Below are 15,445 nucleotides of genomic sequence, written 5' to 3'. Positions count from 1 at the left end.
TTAGATTAATCCTTTTAATAATTTATCTATCTGTTCTTTTAAATATTCAATATCTCCACTATTATCAATTATATTGGAAGACTTTGTTTTTTTATAATTTATATCCATTTGAGATTCTATCTTGCCTAGAGCCTCTTCTTTTAATATACCATCTCTTTTCATTAATCTTTCTATTTGAGTGTTTTTATCAAGATATACTAACCATATTTCATCAAATATAATATTATATTTCTCCCATAGCTCATATTGTTCAAATAATAAAGGAATATCTAAGAATATAATAGCTCTATCAAAACATAATTCATTTATTTTCAATCTTATAGCTTCAAATATATATGAATGAGTGATATTGTTCAATCTTTCTCTGTTTTCTTTATTGCTAAAGATAATCTTCCCTAATGCTTTTCTATCTATAGTTTTATCATCTAATAATATTTCCTTTCCAAATTCTTCAACTATTTGTAGATATGCAGGCTTATTAACTTCAACAACTTCCCTAGCAATTTTATCTGCATCAATTACAGTATATCCTTTTTCCATAATAATCTTAGAAACCGTAGACTTTCCAGTAGATATTCCACCTGTTAATCCTACCAATCTACAATTATTTTGTGTCATACCAACTGTCACCTATCTCCAAATCTACTATAAGAGGCACATTTAATTTTATTGAGTTTTCCATTATATTTTTCATCATATCCTTTACTTCCTCAACTTCATTTTTCTGTGTTTCAATTATTAATTCATCATGAATTTGCAATATCAGTCTTGATTTCAGTTTTCTTGATTTTAGCTCATTATATACTTTAACCATAGACATCTTTATTATGTCTGCTGCTGAACCTTGTATGGGAGTATTCATAGCTATACGCTCACCGAAAGATTTGATATTAAAATTTTTTGCTTTAAGTTCTGGAACATATCTTCTTCTATGAAGGATAGTTTCCACATATCCCTGCTCTTTACCCTCTTCAACTATATTTTCCATATATTCTTTAACCATCTTATAGTTTTTTAAATAATTATCAATATACTCCTTAGCTTCTTTTCTTGAAATACTCAAATCTCTAGATAATCCATAGTCAGAAATTCCATAAACTATTCCAAAGTTTACAGCCTTTGCCCTACCTCTCATTACAGAACTGACTTCTTCTTTAGGTACATTAAATACTTCTGATGCAGTCTTTCTATGAATATCCTCATTATTAACAAAGGCTTCTATTAATTTTGGATCCTTAGATATATGAGCTAATACTCTTAGTTCAATTTGAGAATAATCAGCATCAACAAGAACATAGTTCTCGCTTTCTGCAACAAAAGCTTTTCTAATCTTTCTACCATCATCTGTCCTAATTGGTATATTTTGCAAATTAGGTTCTGTACTACTTATTCTTCCTGTGGTAGTTATAGTTTGGTTAAAGCTTGAATGAACTCTATTCGTATCTTTATTAATTAAATTTAAAAGTCCATCTATATAAGTTGATTTTAATTTTACTATTTGTCTATATCTAAGGACTTTATCAATAATAGGATGTTGTTCTTTCAATTTATCTAAAACTTCTGCATCTGTAGAGTATCCTGTCTTAGTTTTTTTTATAACTGGCAATGACAATTTATCAAATAAAACCTCTCCTAATTGTTTAGGTGAATTAATATTAAACTCCATATCAGCCAAAGTATATATTTCCTTAGTCAGCGAATTTATTTCTTCATCATATTCTTTACCAAGCCTTTTTAACTCATCTATATCTATTTTAAAACCATAATGTTCCATACTACCTAATACCTCTACTAAAGGTAACTCCACATTATAATAAAGTTCCAGCATTTCTTGCTCTTTAATGATTTCTTTCATTTTAGATTCTAAGTTTAATACTGTATGTAGCATAAAGGAAAGATAATTACCTAGCTCTTCTTTACTTAAATCTATAAACCTTTTTTTATTCTTTCCTTTTCCAAACAAACTTTCTTCATCTACACCATAGGTATTCAAATACTCTCTACCAATTTCATTTATAGAGTATGAAGACTGAGAGGGATTAATTAAATATTGAGCTATCATGGAATCAAAAGTAATATTTTGAACCTTAATTCCTAATCTTGATAATATTACTATATCAGATTTTAGATTATGTCCTATTTTATCAATAGTTTTATCTTCAAAAATAGGTTTAAAACTATCAATAAAACTTTTTTGATTATCTTGTAGATAAATAATATTAGTTGGAGCATCATGAGTTTTGATGCCTAATGCTATTATTTCATCTTCAATATAATTATTATCAGATGTAATAAATTTAAATCCAAATTTTTTTTCTTTTTTAATAGTATCAATTAAATCGTTATAATTTATCTTTTCTAATACATTGAACTCTAGAGTTTCATTTAATTCTTCAGCATTAGATGCTGAGTTATCAAAAACCTTGCCTAGTAAACTATTAAATTCTAACTCCCTATAAAGCTTTCTTAATTTTTCCCAATCTGGATCTTTAATTTTTAAATCTTCAAGATTTGTATCCATAGGCACAGTAGTCACTATTTCTCCAAGTTTTTTACTTAAAAATGCAATATCCCTGTTTTGAATTAAGTTTTCCTTTAACTTTTTCCCACTAATATTATCTATATTTTCATAGATATTTTCAATTGTCTGAAACTCTCTCAATAGCTTTAACCCTGTCTTTTCTCCAATTCCTGGAACTCCTGGAATATTATCAGATTGATCTCCCATTAAACCTTTCAGGTCTATAAGTTGCTCTGGAGTAATTCCATATTTATCTATTATTATATTCCTATCAAACTCTTCTAATTCAGTAATTCCCTTTCTTGTAATCAAAACCTTAGTTCTATCTGTTGCTAATTGAAGATAATCCTTATCTCCAGTAACTAAAACAACCTCTAATGAATTTTCTTCTCCTTTGTTAGCTAAAGTCCCTGCAATATCATCAGCTTCAAAGCCAGTTAATTCTATATAACGAATTTTCATAGCATCTAAGATTTCTCTTATAATTGGAAATTGTTGTGCTAATTCTGATGGTGTGGATTGTCTATGAGCTTTATATTTATCGTATTCCTCATGTCTAAAAGTAGGTCCTTTCTTATCAAAGGCTACACAAATATAGTCAGGCTTTTTCTCTTCTTGCACTTTATATAACATAGTCAAAAATCCATATATTCCATTTGTATATATCCCATCCTTAGTGGACAGTAGTGGAAGAGCATAAAATGCTCTATATAACAAGGAACTTCCATCTATAATCATTAACTTTTTCTTATCCATTTTATCACTCCATTCTATACTCCATATCTTCTAGTATATCTTAAAAGATGGTTTGAGTAAACAAAATGGAAATAAAAATATTGATTAATTATTAATTCTATGTTATTATATTCTTTGTAGTAGTTTTGCCGGTGTGTCGGAATTGGCAGACGACCTCGACTCAAAATCGAGTACCGTAATGGTGTGTGGGTTCGAGTCCCACTACCGGCACCATTTCTAAAAACTCTTTAGTTTATACTATAGAGTTTTTTTATTGCCTTAATTTCCTCATCACTTTGAATCTCTATCTGTTCTCCCAATGGAAATACAGGCAAAATTGCATTAGCAGAAGAAACCTTGCTACTATAGTCTAAATGGGTATATATATTTGAAGTTGTTGAAATATCACTATGACCTAATCATTCCTGTATTTGCTTTAAGCTTACACCGTTAGCATATAACAAACTTGCACAACTATGTCTTAAATCATGAAGTCTAATTTTCCTTAAATTGTTGTTCTTTAATAATATTGGAAAATGTTATGTCAAATACCCTGGCTTTATTCTTTCACCAAGTTCATTTACATAAATAAATTCCAAATAATCTTGGTAATAGAAATCACCACACAGTCTTTTGTTTCTTTTTTGTTCAAAATACATTTTGATAAGTAAATCTTCTAAAGGTTTTACAAGTGGTAATGTACGTCTACTTGTTTTGGATTTTGTACGCTCTTTTTCTACAATTATATTTCCATTACCATCGCCAAGATTTACTTCTGTAACCGTATATTGTATTGTTATTGCTTTACGTTTAAAGTCAATAGCATCCCACTTCAAACCAACTATCTCACTTCGACGCAATCCATAAAAGGCAGCTAAAATGATTGCCAGCTCCATAGGGTCACCTTTGGAACCTTGAAATAAAATATTAAGTTCTTCTACATTATAATAACTTGAAACATAGGGCTCTTTCTTTGGACGTTCCACTCGATCAGCTGGATTGGATTTAATTAATTGAATTTTAAAGGCATACTGCAATGCTTTTCGTATATTTGCATAACGATAAATCACTGTTTTCGCTGATAACCCTAAATTTAATTCGTATTGATAGTAATCTTGAATATACTTAGGATTTTCCTCCATTTCGATAAGTGTATACTTCTTTTCCAAAAAGTATGGTACTATACGTTTTTTCACTGTACTGTTGTAAGATGCTAGTGTTGTTTTTTCTACACATGATTTCATCATTTCCAACCATTCAAGCATGAAGTCTGTAAAGAGTATAGATACCTCATCTGTAGCTGGATTAATATCCTTTGTAGGGTTACTATCAATCCATTCAAGTTCCACTGCATAGTCAAGAGCTATAGTAATTACCTCATGTAGTATCATTGTCCTATTTATATGTCCTCGCCTACAAACTGCCATATTTGCTTTGAGACCCTATATTGTTCGCTCTCCCTAAGTAGGGGTCTTGGCGTATCAGCCTCTTGGCTCAATATAAATGAATGTATCCGCTTTACTTTATACTGCAAAGCCGTTATCTAACCTGCTTTATTTGTCAAAGGACATCCGCCTAAGTTATTAGGCAATAAAAGCTCACCTCATAAATGAACTTTTATTGAACAACAGCAAAACCATGAACGGGAAGTATGGAAAGGGGATAGCATACTTCCCGTATAGATCTATCTGTTAGGCTGCATTAAAAGTTAAAATTTTAGTAATCAATTTAGTTTCCAATCTACGACGTAATACTTCATCTACGCATAAATGCAGATTACTGCCTTCATCGTAAAATGTTCTCATAGACAATGCTGCTATAATGCTTTAGAACAGCATTGATTGCATCCACATCGCCATCAGAGGCTAATAGGATAATGGGGTAGGAAAGCAGATAATTATTTCTTGTCTTGTTATTCATATATATCTCCTTCCATAAGATTTTTCAACTGTTGAAGCGTGCTTGATCTTTGGTACTGAACAGTAGAACGCATCATATTCAGCTTGTCCCCAATTTCTCGATCGGATAACTCAAGGAAATAGGAAAGCAGAATAATATCACGCTTGGGTTCTGGCAAACTTTGTAATGTATCTGCAATAATATCATCTGTAACAATGACATCAAGACCTAACACATTGAAAATCTGTTCAGTAACAAAGTATTTATCTACTGTGTAAAGCTGTTCCATTTCCTTTACAGACAAATCCGAAAAGGTCTTTTCCCTTTTACGTTGTCGTTGTAATTCATTGTAATAATCCCTTGCTTCATGTTTTAGGATTTTTTTTAAAAGCTGTCAAAGACGTGTCGCTTACTTTGCTCATGACTATTAGGTTTCACATTCTCACCCCCTTTCGGGTGGTGACTTCGTTGTTCCCCTTTCACCACTACTACGGTGGGAATTGCAAAACTGCCAAACTTTTGAGAAGTTTTTTTAAAAAATTTCAAATTAAACGCAAAAATGCTCAACTGAAAATACAGTCGAGCATTTTTAGAGCTATTAACATTTATTAGATGATATGTGTATTCATATTGATAGCAGTAATATCCTGTTAAAAGATATAGACTTTTTTTAATGGATATATTTAAGTGCCACATGATAATTAAAAATAGACACGGCGATACCTCCTCCGATACCACCGTGTCCTTAAAAAAGGGTGAATTTAATATACCCTCCATAATTCAAGTTTTTTGAAAAGAAAAACGGCGGTTTTTATAAACCGTCCCTTGACTATAGTTTTATTATTAGTCACAAAAATCCGCCTGCCAATTAACGGCTTTTTTTATATGGCAGTTTTATATCATTTTTGCTTATCTGTTGAAAATCGAGGTATTCCAGACATAGAGAAAACCCGTCAAAACACCGTTTTTTTATTTGCCGAGTAAACTCAATCCATATTATAAACTGGTTTCTTTTTTTAATCTTCTAATTGCCCACATGAAACTAATACAGCACATTAGTGCGAGTAGCATGAAAACAAGCAGAATATCTTTTGTCACGATATTTCCCTGTACAATTAAATCACGTAAGGCATTGATTACATGAGTGAAAGGATTCAGCTTGACTGCAATTTCCAAGCCACCGGACAAAGTGTCTGCCGGAAATAATGCTGTGCTTAGAAAAAAGATGGGCAAAACCACTGCATTCATTACCGTTTCATATACTACCTCATTGGGCAGGTACAGACTAATTGCGTAAGTCAATCCGGACATGAAGAAGGCTGTCAGGAATATGATTAAAACGATAAGAACTAATCCAATCCATCCAGAAGCAATTTTCACTCCAAAAAACAGACTGACTATAAACATAATAGCAACCTCAAGAAACGTACACAGCACAGCTTCTAATATTTGACCCAGCACAATAGAGTTTCTTTTCACCGGTGCAATCAATATCCGATAAAAGCTGCCGTCTGTTTTTATCAGATAATTCATAATGCCACTGCTGCTACAAGCTCCAAAACTCACTAATACAATCAGTCCGGGCAAAATGAATGCTGTATAGTTCTCAATCCCAATCCCCTGCATGGACTGTCCTGCAACGGCACTGTATAAAACAAGCCAAAGTATAGGCTGTAAAATTGTCATTACAATAGTGAAAGTGTTGTGAAAGCGCCACTTTATATTGCGGTGGAGTAGAGTGAAAACATCCATTAGCATGCCTCCTTTCCATTTTCATCTGTGAGCCTGATAAAAACATCTTCCAAAGTAGGCTGGATAATTTCTATACCTAAGAATGGAACTTCATGCTCCAGAAGCCAAAGATTTGCTTTTTCTAAATCCATATGCCCATTTTTTAAGTCGGTAATGATTTTATCATGGCGTAAATCTGTTTCTTCCAGATTAAGGATGCCTTTTAATGGCTGAAAGCAGTTTTTTGCTTCTTCTTTTGATAAAAAGCTAATCTTCAGAATATCTTTTCGCAGATATTCTCGAAGTGCATGAGGTGTACCTTGCAGTATTTCTTTTCCATTTTTCATAATGCAGATGGTATCGCTTAACTGATCTGCTTCCTCTAAGTAGTGAGTTGTCAAAAAAATAGTAGTTCCAAAGTCGTTTCTTATTTTTTTCATCATATCCCACATTGCCATACGAGACTGAATATCCATACCAACGGTTGGCTCGTCTAAGAATAGCACCTTTGGATTTGACATCATATTCAGTGCAATATCAAGCCGTCTTTTTATTCCACCGGAATAAGAGGAGACAGGGTGTTTCAAATATCGCTCTAATCCAAAGCAATCAATCAAGGTTTCCATACGTTTCCTTGCTTCAAATTTTAGCACTTTGTATAGCTTGCTTTGAAACATCATATTTTCTGTAAGAGACAAATGCGTATCAATGGAAGTCCGCTGTGACACACAGGATATTTGTGTACGAATCTCAGTCGCTTCGCGATAAATGTCTTTTCCAAACATGGTAACAAGACCAGATGTAGGAGCTAGGTAAGTGGTAAGTATATGAATAAGTGTTGATTTTCCCGCACCATTTTCTCCTAAGAGGGAGAAAATTTCTCCCTCTTTGACTGTCAAGTTCAAGCCATTTAATGCCTGTATGCCATTTTTATACTTTTTTATTAAATTCTCGCTTCGAATAGCAATCATATTATTCCTCCTTGATTGGGAACAGGACTTCTGTAACATATTGAGCAGGATTTCCTTTTAAAAACATTCCAGGCCCTTTGATAAAAACCTCTCTAAATGGCGGGCTAAGTTGCAGATTATGTTCAGCAGCATATCGGTCAATTGCTGTATAAGCATTATGCAAGGTTTCATAAGAGCCAATATGTGTAACACTGATTGCTTTGATACGTGGAAGTTCTTTTATTTCAATTCCATTTTTAATAGGTATTTCTTCAGTGGGTACGCACAAGTCCATTTCACCAATTTTTGTTTCCGGGTTCATCAAATAATAGCAAAAAAACGGTGCGCCGCTTGTCTTTCCTTTAATAGACTGAAAAATGCTAGGAAAAACCTTGTTGGCCTGGGTTACAATTCCCTTGTACCTCAGAAAAGCAACTCGAATCGGTTCAATATCTCTGATTTCAATTTGGTATTCCATTTTTTAATTCTCCTTTTCCTTTTTTATAGCAATCCATACTTCAGAATGCCCTTTTTGCGGTCTTTCTTGACTAATTGGATATACTTCTATGTCTGGAAATTCTGCATAAGTATATCCTGAGAACGGAATCCATTCTGTAAGAAAACGTCTGAAAATATTTTGAATGGATTCTTTGAAATGTCCATCACTTTCAAATATCACCCATGTTGCTGCCGGGATTTCATATTCAAACATTCCTGCAGGAACAGGCTGATCCGTTGCAGCTGCAATATAATAGTAAATCTCATCTGGATTTTGATAAACAGTAACCCCTAACACTACACCTGGAGTTTGATTCGACAGTTCGCAGATTTTTATGAATCGGTTATCCTGTAATGCTCTGTTCCAAAAAGGCGGAACCAGTTTTTGGTTTTCCTCCATGTCCTCTGTTAATGGAATGCGGATACCTACAATCCTCATAGACTCTTTTTCTTCAATACGATATGGCATAGCATCACCTCCTATAACTTTAACGGAAAATTTAATAGGGGGGTACGCATGAAGCACACTCCCTTGATATTTGGCCGAAGAAGGAGTAATTCCATGAACACTCTGAAATGCACGGTTAAAGGATGTTGGAGAAGTGTATCCATATTTTAGTGCAACATCCAATACCTTTGTATCCGTGGACTGTAATTCAAATGCAGCCTGTGTCATTCTCCGATTGCGAATATATTCAGACAGCGAAATACCAGCTACATAGGTAAACATGCGCTGAAAATAATAGGATGAGCAACATGCGATTTTTGCCGCTTCATCATAGGAAATCTCGTTATCTAAGTTATTTTCAATATATTCAATAGCGCTACTTAATTTCTTCAACCACTCCATCTCTTCACCTCCTTATGAAAATCATACTATGTAAAGCAAATTTATTCCTCGCTTTTTGTGTCCTCTTTTGTAAACTGTAACGTAATAAAAATTTTATATCAATCTTTTTTCCAAATAAAGAAACGGAAAAGTCAACACAACGCAGACAACTTGAAAGCTTGATTGATGAAATGGATAACAAAGATTTAACCATTATGACCGCTACTGCAAAAGGAATACAAGAAGCTAAATCAGGGAAAAGGACGAAAATTTGAACCGTCCTTTTTGTTTTATACTTTATTTGCAAACAAAAGTGGCAAGCAGGGCAAGGTGGTACACACCTTGCGATTTTGCATAAAATTCCCTTACGGGATTTTTGCCAAATCTGCTTGTTGGGGAATATCCCCAATCCCCATTGGACACACAATAAATTGTGTGGCTATGCTCCCTTTGGGAGCTGAAAAATCATAAGCAATATTACCTTTATTTTTTGTGTTTTTCTTTTTCTTTCTCGGATATATCTTCACCTAAAAGACGGTCAACATTTGCCTTTGCAGTCAGTATATTTTTCATTTCTTTTTTTGTTGAATGATACTTTGAATAAGCTTTTTTCTTTCCGGAAAGCAGTTTTAAATTTTCTCTTTGTAAAGCATTTCCCGTGGGTATTTTTTTAGTTTCTAATTCATCAAAAGCAGCTTTTGCTGCTTTGTGTAAAAGTAAATCAGCAGTATGTTCTTCGTAGAATTTTTTAGAGTATCCTGCCTTGCGATAAGCGGTATAAATGTCCCGAGTTTTTGAATAGTTAATAATATGAGTTTTAGATTGTGAATATGGGACTTATCTATATGGGTGGCTACAAAAAAAAGCATGATTTCCTTTGGTAAATTTTTCGGTGTTCCTGAAGATATCTCTTTCTCATTCTTCCGTATTTCCCTAGAGGCTGTTCTGCCTGTGTCAATGTCAGGTCGGGTATTAGATAATCCCCGTTCTTCACGTAAGTGATTTCGTTCATGTTCATTTCTCCTTTCACGCTCTATTTTAATTATGGTAATTGCAATCTCCTTAAATACTTGTTCAGACTGTTCACTTACTGCCGTACCTAATAGTGCAACAGCATCTTGGGTGTTAAAATCAAATATACTTAAAAAGTCCTCCTGCTCAAAAAATTCATTTGGATTTAGTCCACATCTTTTCATAAGAGTATGTGCAATGCTGACAGTGGCTGCATTTTCAAAAGACACTTTAATATTATCCTCATCATAGTTCTCTAAAAAACTATCTTCTATGAGATAGGGTATATCGACCTTGTGATTATCATAATACTCTTTTGCTAAATCCTGTGCAATGTTATAAAAGGCATCGGAAAGATTGTTTTCCTCTATACCATATTTATCTTCTAACATAGCTAATATCGGTTGTTTATGATATTCCTGCATTTCTCAAAGATATGGACGGCGTGAATTTTTCCTGTCCCCTGTATCAGAAACATCAAAGACATACCGTATCTTTGGAGTGTCCCCTGTTGGGTCTATTAGGGCAATTCCCTTTGATCCACGACGGACATATCGGTTGATTTTGTTATTCCACAAGTCATATTCTGCACAAACCGTAGCATCAGGGCGTTGTGCAGAAATCATGAGCTGTTCATAATAAGGATATTTGTAAAGCCGTCCCACAGTGGTGAGAAAACCCGTCCATTCTATAAGACTTTCTGTAATCTGCTTAGCGGTATTTTCTGCCCGTTCTGATAATAGTTGCAATTTCGTATACATATTGTTCCTCCTTTCTTTTTTCAAATTTAAAAAACAACCTTATCGAGATGACAAGGTTGCCTATAAAAAATTTGCTGGTAAATTTAAATTTTTGAGTTTTATATAATTAACACTAAGCAAAGTATATATCAACCCACGAAGACATAATTAATGGAGAATACAATACTCAAACTATAATTCATCTAGTAGACGATTTTATAGATTTGTAAAATATTTTTATATCTTTTAAGTCAAATTCGAAAATAATTACTAACTTTGAGTATCAAGTTGTTTAGTTTCATACTCTATCACCTCGTCTAAATCTATTTTTAGTGGTTCATACATGTCTGGTCTATCAAATAATATAATTCTCATATTAATATATTGTCTGTATTTTTCTTTTACTTTAAGATATCCTTCTATCTGCATTTTATTTATTTGTCCATCTTTGACAAAATCCATAATAGTATTTTCATTCAAGAATGGGGTGCTTTGTAAATTGCCAATAATCGAATTATTAAAGTCAGTACTATTAAAATCCATTTTAGGTACTATATATTTTTCAACTGTTTCTTGATTGAGTAAGTTCATGTGAGTTCTACATTCTCTGTAAACTTCTTGCAATAATAGAACAGAAATCGAATATTTATTCTTTTCTCTTTCAATTGCTTTTTCATCTATTTTTTTATAAGTGATTTTATAAAGGATTATTATAACAATTATATTTAAAACACCTATCCAAAAATCAAAATTTATATTGGGCATATTAAAACCCAAAATAGAGAATATATTTAAATAATCTAAAATTACTAAGCTGGTAATAATTATAATAACTGTTACAATATCTTTATTTTTCATGATTTTCTCCAATAAATATTTTTCGCTTCATATTATAGAAAAGCTCAATTCTTAAATATAGCTAAACTGTAAACTTCGCAAAATCGTCAATTCAATTTGTTTATGCTATTTTACTATAAAATTCAATTGTTTACAATAAACTTCTAGTCAAAATCAGCAATCAATTCTGCTGTAATACTGTCAAATTCACCTTCAGTCATAGCGGCTACCTTATCCATAACTGATTGTGCAAGTTCCAAAAGTTCAGTTTCATCTTGCTCCAAATGAGTTTTCATTTGAGTAAGTTCCGAAAGTAAACCTGTTCTTGAGCCAGTATTGTAGATACAGATTAAATTCCTTTCCTCTAAGGTAAATATACTCATAATCATCGCTCCTCCACAGCTATTTGAGATGGTTTTTTTTGTTTTTCTTTATCAATGAACAACTTTGTTTTAAGCTTTTCCACTACAGAAGCTTTCTTTTCTTTCTGCCTTTACTGTCTTTTCGATATCTGCTACAGTAGGCTTATTATTGATAATACCGTTCAGATGGTTATAATTCTGCTCTACGGTTTTTTCAGCAGTTTCTAAATAATTATGTGCAGGGAGAAAATGAGCTTGTTCCTTAAAATCGGGAGGGTGATTTATATTAAACTGTTCATAGAGCTTATTTAGGGTATGATTTTGATTTTCGTTAAAATCGGTTAGGGGAGCAGTATAGACAAGCCCATAATTATCATGGTCTTGCAAGGCTATCCAATCTGTACGCTGAATCCCGAATATCCCACTGTGATTATCAATATCCTCAAGGTCAAATATCATTGCTTCAGTATCATCCTCATAGAGTAGGTAGACAGTCAAATCCTGTTCAAACAGTTCTTCTGCACGTTCCCTTCATAGTGGTAGCATCTCATCATCTAAATATCCGTAGGAGTTTCGATCTGTAATGCTTATATTAGGGTCAGGCAGAGGATAGGTATGTTCTTGTATTGGTACATTAAAATCAATGTTTTCTCCTGTTACAGGCTCTGTAAATTCATAATTAGTTACCTTGTTCATTACTAATATGCTATTGTAAACCTCAATAAATAATGGTTTATAATCTTTATTTGCAGATTTAATTCGATCTTCTATATTTTTTAATCTAAATAAAAATTCATCCCAACTAATATAACTATTTATTGGTTCAATGTCTAACTCATCCAACAAATCCATATTTTCAAGCAGACAATACCATTGAGTGATGATTAGAGATATAGAATATATTCTACCCTTACCTATTTTTTTGCAATATCAAATTCACCTTTTGACTCATATAACAAAATAAATGTAGTCATAAGCCACTTAGATGCTACATTTCAAAGTTCAAATTTCACATATATCAGAAGCAGCCTCTAACGTCTCTCCAGCCACAGTCACTACGACTCCGACATGATATTTTGTACCTAAAGTTCCGTTATAACTTTTTGATAAAAATACATTGCCAGTTCCACCGAAATTCCATGAAATTTCATTTGCCTACTTTCCAGAAGTATATTCTTCTAAATACATTGTTCTGCTAATTGAGCCTGAAGGACTTTTAGCATTTATGTATACCTCTGGATAAAGAGCAGCACATGATGCTGAAATATGACATTCAACATCATCCTGAGACAATATTAAATAAGTCATTTCATCAATTTGCCATATATAAACATTAGATTCTTTAAAAACAAATTGTTCTATTTCTATATTTTCTGTATCATAATATGATTTACCTTTTCTGGCCGATAATAAAAAACTTATATCAAGTTTTTTATTATCTTCTGTGGCAATCCCTGCTAAATTCTGTTCCGCTGACGAGATAAGAAGAATACTTCGCAACCTTGCATAAAAAACCGAACAATGTGGAGCATGCAGCTTGACTTTTCGAACAAAGGCATAGCAAGACAAAATTAGATATATCAGATATCCGATTTTGTCTTGTCTAAAATACATATTAACCTACAATGAAAATTGGCAAATATAAGCCAGGATCGTTAATGTTAACTTCCTTAACTGTTGTGCTGGATGAGTATATCACGAAAAATATTTTATGGTTAATTCTGTCAAACAAAATATCATAAGGACCTATAGTGAATTTATAGAATCTTGATACTTCACCGATATACATCATTCTATCTATTTCCTTTTTTATGCCTTTAAAATCATCGTCAAGTTGATTAGGATTTTCGTTTGACTTCACAAGATTTTCCCTCAGGATTTTTGAAAAATTTTCAAGACCTTCAAGACATATTTGCTGTGTTTTTTTCATAGCTTCTTCTTTTGTTATTGAATCGCTAAAATTATATTTTTCATCGATTATGATATTTGCAAAATCTCTAACTATAGTGCCGGGAGGAGATACTGGCATCTGGGTATCGTAATAATATGTGAATTCAGAAGATAGCTCCCGTGGGGAATAACGAACCGTAGCATCTAAGTTTTCTGCAACAAACCTTAATGGCACATACGTTAAATCTTGATATATTATCGCTGGATAATCTAAATCAATTTCTATTCCGTTGACAGAAGCGACATTGCTATCAATCGCCAGAACAATCTCTTTTTGAGATTTTGTAATGGTAACTACCCTATTACTCCCGTTCCAATCCACAGAAGCACCTAATTCCTGAGCGATTAACCTTACAGGTACCAATGCCTTGTCACTTCTAATAATTATTTCATAATCAGTTATTATGGTTCCGTTCAAAATAAGAGCGTAGAATATTCGTTCAAATCAACTTCATTGCCATTTGGTAAAATAATTCTATCCGCGTATGTTGCTGTCGGATTCCCTTTTTCTATATCCGAAGCATTTACAAGGCTAATATTTGTACTAAGAATTAACATTGTCATAATTAAACACGCAACAGCTTTTTTCATAAATACTACCTCCAATTATTTTGCCTACCATTTAAAAAGCAATCCATAATATTAATGTTATAATATTATGATTCTACAAATGTGAAATATTCTGTAATACATTTTGTAACAAAAATAATAGCAAGTCTTTATCACTTTATAATGACGCTTAGGTGTTGTGTTTTTTTCATATTCTCTATTTCTTTGCTTTTTAATCATTATTTCATTAACCTTTATTTCAAAATACTGCCTACTTTATTGATGCTGAGTACAGACTGTATCGCCGACCAAAGTGAAATCATTCTGCAACTTCTTGGTGCAGTGAATTATGTTGCAGTTTTTTTAACTAAAATAAAGTTTTAAATATCAACAAGGCTTGTGGAAATTCAGCTAAATACATAAATCTTCAAATAAATAACTGCCCTCGTTTTATTAAAGGACAGTTATTATCTTACAACATTTTATGGCAATGTTGAATACGGTCCTAAGCAAAAATGGCTTACGAGGCCAACACTAAAGCTTTAGCAAGTTATTTGGTTTCCTTGCGTATTATTCCAATTTCCTTATTATTTTAGTATGCTGCTATATGGTAAGTAGAACTTAAATTTTTCAAAAGCAGGATCATTGGATGTTTGAAGGAGTGTTTCTCTACCAGATTTTTTCACATCAGAGTGATCAGCATAGTAAACACTTGCCCCATCCCCAGCAGTAACTAACCCAACATGACTCTTTTTTGTATTATATATTATTGAGCCTGCAAATGCTTTAGTCCAGCTACTTTCTTCGTAAAAGTAACCCTTATCAACCATATA

The 15,445-nt window shown here is 32.7% G+C and carries 21 protein-coding genes, 1 tRNA gene and 2 pseudogenes; 4 read left to right on the top strand and 20 right to left on the bottom strand.

Annotated features, from left to right (window positions below; all coding sequences use genetic code 11):
* Together coaE and polA are read right to left on the bottom strand one after the other, a co-directional pair.
* The gene (coaE, locus tag RT714_RS03945) at positions 1 to 618 is read right to left on the bottom strand and encodes a dephospho-CoA kinase (protein WP_313756298.1); all 618 of its coding nucleotides are present in this window, start codon (positions 616 to 618) and stop codon (positions 1 to 3) included.
* Positions 605 to 3,277: a DNA polymerase I gene (gene polA / locus RT714_RS03940; protein WP_313756297.1), complete on the bottom strand. Its 2,673-nt coding sequence runs from the start codon at positions 3,275 to 3,277 to the stop codon at positions 605 to 607. Before polA ends, coaE begins: the two co-directional genes overlap by 14 nt.
* Positions 3,278 to 3,404: 127 nt before the next feature.
* On the opposite strand from polA, the gene RT714_RS03935 reads away from it, so the two are divergent.
* Positions 3,405 to 3,490, top strand: a tRNA-Leu gene (locus tag RT714_RS03935).
* Positions 3,491 to 3,795: 305 nt separating this feature from the next.
* On the opposite strand, the gene RT714_RS03930 is transcribed toward RT714_RS03935, so the two are convergent.
* From RT714_RS03930 to RT714_RS03920, 3 genes and pseudogenes are all read right to left on the bottom strand, one after another.
* A complete protein-coding gene (locus tag RT714_RS03930) occupies positions 3,796 to 4,683 on the bottom strand; it encodes a phage integrase SAM-like domain-containing protein (RefSeq protein WP_313756296.1) in 888 nt (295 codons plus the stop codon).
* Between the two features lie 264 nt (positions 4,684 to 4,947).
* A pseudogene (locus tag RT714_RS03925) lies at positions 4,948 to 5,176 on the bottom strand (helix-turn-helix domain-containing protein).
* Entirely contained in the window at positions 5,169 to 5,444 is a 276-nt protein-coding gene (locus tag RT714_RS03920; RefSeq protein WP_313756295.1) for a sigma factor-like helix-turn-helix DNA-binding protein, read from the bottom strand. Before RT714_RS03920 ends, RT714_RS03925 begins: the two are co-directional and overlap by 8 nt.
* Before the next feature lie 500 nt (positions 5,445 to 5,944).
* Between RT714_RS03920 and RT714_RS03915 the strand changes: the two genes are divergently transcribed.
* Entirely contained in the window at positions 5,945 to 6,139 is a 195-nt protein-coding gene (locus RT714_RS03915) for a hypothetical protein (protein WP_313756294.1), read from the top strand.
* A gap of 12 nt (positions 6,140 to 6,151) precedes the next feature.
* On the opposite strand, the gene RT714_RS03910 is transcribed toward RT714_RS03915, so the two are convergent.
* From RT714_RS03910 to RT714_RS03895, 4 genes are read right to left on the bottom strand one after another with little or no spacing between them, the layout of a single operon-like run.
* Positions 6,152 to 6,907, bottom strand: a complete 756-nt coding sequence (locus RT714_RS03910) for an ABC transporter permease (RefSeq protein ID WP_313756293.1) — start codon at positions 6,905 to 6,907, stop codon at positions 6,152 to 6,154.
* Positions 6,907 to 7,857, bottom strand: coding sequence for an ABC transporter ATP-binding protein (locus RT714_RS03905; RefSeq protein ID WP_313756292.1), 951 nt, complete (start codon positions 7,855 to 7,857; stop codon positions 6,907 to 6,909). The genes RT714_RS03910 and RT714_RS03905 overlap by 1 nt, the downstream gene beginning before the upstream one ends.
* Before the next feature lies 1 nt (position 7,858).
* Entirely contained in the window at positions 7,859 to 8,314 is a 456-nt protein-coding gene (locus RT714_RS03900; protein WP_313756291.1) for a GyrI-like domain-containing protein, read from the bottom strand.
* A gap of 3 nt (positions 8,315 to 8,317) precedes the next feature.
* Entirely contained in the window at positions 8,318 to 9,184 is an 867-nt protein-coding gene (locus tag RT714_RS03895) for an AraC family transcriptional regulator (protein ID WP_313756290.1), read from the bottom strand.
* A 95-nt stretch (positions 9,185 to 9,279) separates the two neighbouring features.
* Between RT714_RS03895 and RT714_RS03890 the strand changes: the two genes are divergently transcribed.
* Positions 9,280 to 9,438 carry a hypothetical protein gene (locus RT714_RS03890; RefSeq protein ID WP_313756632.1) on the top strand — a complete coding sequence of 53 codons (159 nt, stop codon included), beginning with the start codon at positions 9,280 to 9,282 and terminating at the stop codon, positions 9,436 to 9,438.
* Between the two features lie 90 nt (positions 9,439 to 9,528).
* Here RT714_RS03890 and RT714_RS03885 read toward each other — a convergent pair whose 3' ends face one another.
* Both RT714_RS03885 and RT714_RS03880 read right to left on the bottom strand, forming a co-directional pair.
* The gene (locus tag RT714_RS03885) at positions 9,529 to 9,690 is read right to left on the bottom strand and encodes a hypothetical protein (RefSeq protein ID WP_313756289.1); all 162 of its coding nucleotides are present in this window, start codon (positions 9,688 to 9,690) and stop codon (positions 9,529 to 9,531) included.
* A 356-nt stretch (positions 9,691 to 10,046) separates the two neighbouring features.
* A pseudogene (locus RT714_RS03880) lies at positions 10,047 to 10,175 on the bottom strand (TnpV protein); the annotation flags it as partial.
* Between the two features lie 32 nt (positions 10,176 to 10,207).
* On the opposite strand from RT714_RS03880, the gene RT714_RS03875 reads away from it, so the two are divergent.
* Positions 10,208 to 10,426, top strand: a complete 219-nt coding sequence (locus tag RT714_RS03875) for a hypothetical protein (protein ID WP_313756288.1) — start codon at positions 10,208 to 10,210, stop codon at positions 10,424 to 10,426.
* A 176-nt stretch (positions 10,427 to 10,602) separates the two neighbouring features.
* Here the strand turns inward: RT714_RS03875 and RT714_RS03870 are convergent, their stop codons facing one another.
* From RT714_RS03870 to RT714_RS03830, 9 genes are all read right to left on the bottom strand, one after another.
* Complete coding sequence (locus RT714_RS03870; protein WP_313756287.1) at positions 10,603 to 10,935, bottom strand: hypothetical protein; 333 nt, start codon at positions 10,933 to 10,935, stop codon at positions 10,603 to 10,605.
* Positions 10,936 to 11,184: 249 nt separating this feature from the next.
* Positions 11,185 to 11,772 carry a hypothetical protein gene (locus RT714_RS03865; protein ID WP_313756286.1) on the bottom strand — a complete coding sequence of 196 codons (588 nt, stop codon included), beginning with the start codon at positions 11,770 to 11,772 and terminating at the stop codon, positions 11,185 to 11,187.
* Between the two features lie 143 nt (positions 11,773 to 11,915).
* The gene (locus tag RT714_RS03860) at positions 11,916 to 12,134 is read right to left on the bottom strand and encodes a transposon-transfer assisting family protein (protein WP_313756285.1); all 219 of its coding nucleotides are present in this window, start codon (positions 12,132 to 12,134) and stop codon (positions 11,916 to 11,918) included.
* Between the two features lie 69 nt (positions 12,135 to 12,203).
* Positions 12,204 to 12,572 carry a DUF4316 domain-containing protein gene (locus RT714_RS03855; protein WP_313756284.1) on the bottom strand — a complete coding sequence of 123 codons (369 nt, stop codon included), beginning with the start codon at positions 12,570 to 12,572 and terminating at the stop codon, positions 12,204 to 12,206.
* 72 nt (positions 12,573 to 12,644) lie between these two features.
* Complete coding sequence (locus RT714_RS03850; protein WP_313756283.1) at positions 12,645 to 12,965, bottom strand: hypothetical protein; 321 nt, start codon at positions 12,963 to 12,965, stop codon at positions 12,645 to 12,647.
* A gap of 303 nt (positions 12,966 to 13,268) precedes the next feature.
* A complete protein-coding gene (locus RT714_RS03845) occupies positions 13,269 to 13,727 on the bottom strand; it encodes a hypothetical protein (protein WP_313756282.1) in 459 nt (152 codons plus the stop codon).
* A gap of 1 nt (position 13,728) precedes the next feature.
* Positions 13,729 to 14,481: a copper amine oxidase N-terminal domain-containing protein gene (locus RT714_RS03840; RefSeq protein ID WP_313756281.1), complete on the bottom strand. Its 753-nt coding sequence runs from the start codon at positions 14,479 to 14,481 to the stop codon at positions 13,729 to 13,731.
* Positions 14,478 to 14,669 (bottom strand): hypothetical protein, encoded by a 192-nt coding sequence (locus tag RT714_RS03835; RefSeq protein WP_313756280.1) that lies wholly within the window; start codon positions 14,667 to 14,669, stop codon positions 14,478 to 14,480. Before RT714_RS03835 ends, RT714_RS03840 begins: the two co-directional genes overlap by 4 nt.
* Before the next feature lie 530 nt (positions 14,670 to 15,199).
* The coding region (locus RT714_RS03830; protein ID WP_313756279.1) for a hypothetical protein at positions 15,200 to 15,445 on the bottom strand (246 nt) is incomplete at its 5' end.

Source organism: Tissierella sp. (genome assembly GCF_032104385.1).
Classification (GTDB): Bacteria; Bacillota; Clostridia; order Tissierellales; family Tissierellaceae; genus Tissierella.
The sequence above is the reverse complement of the archived record's forward strand: the minus strand, read 5'-3'. Positions and strand labels throughout refer to the sequence as shown.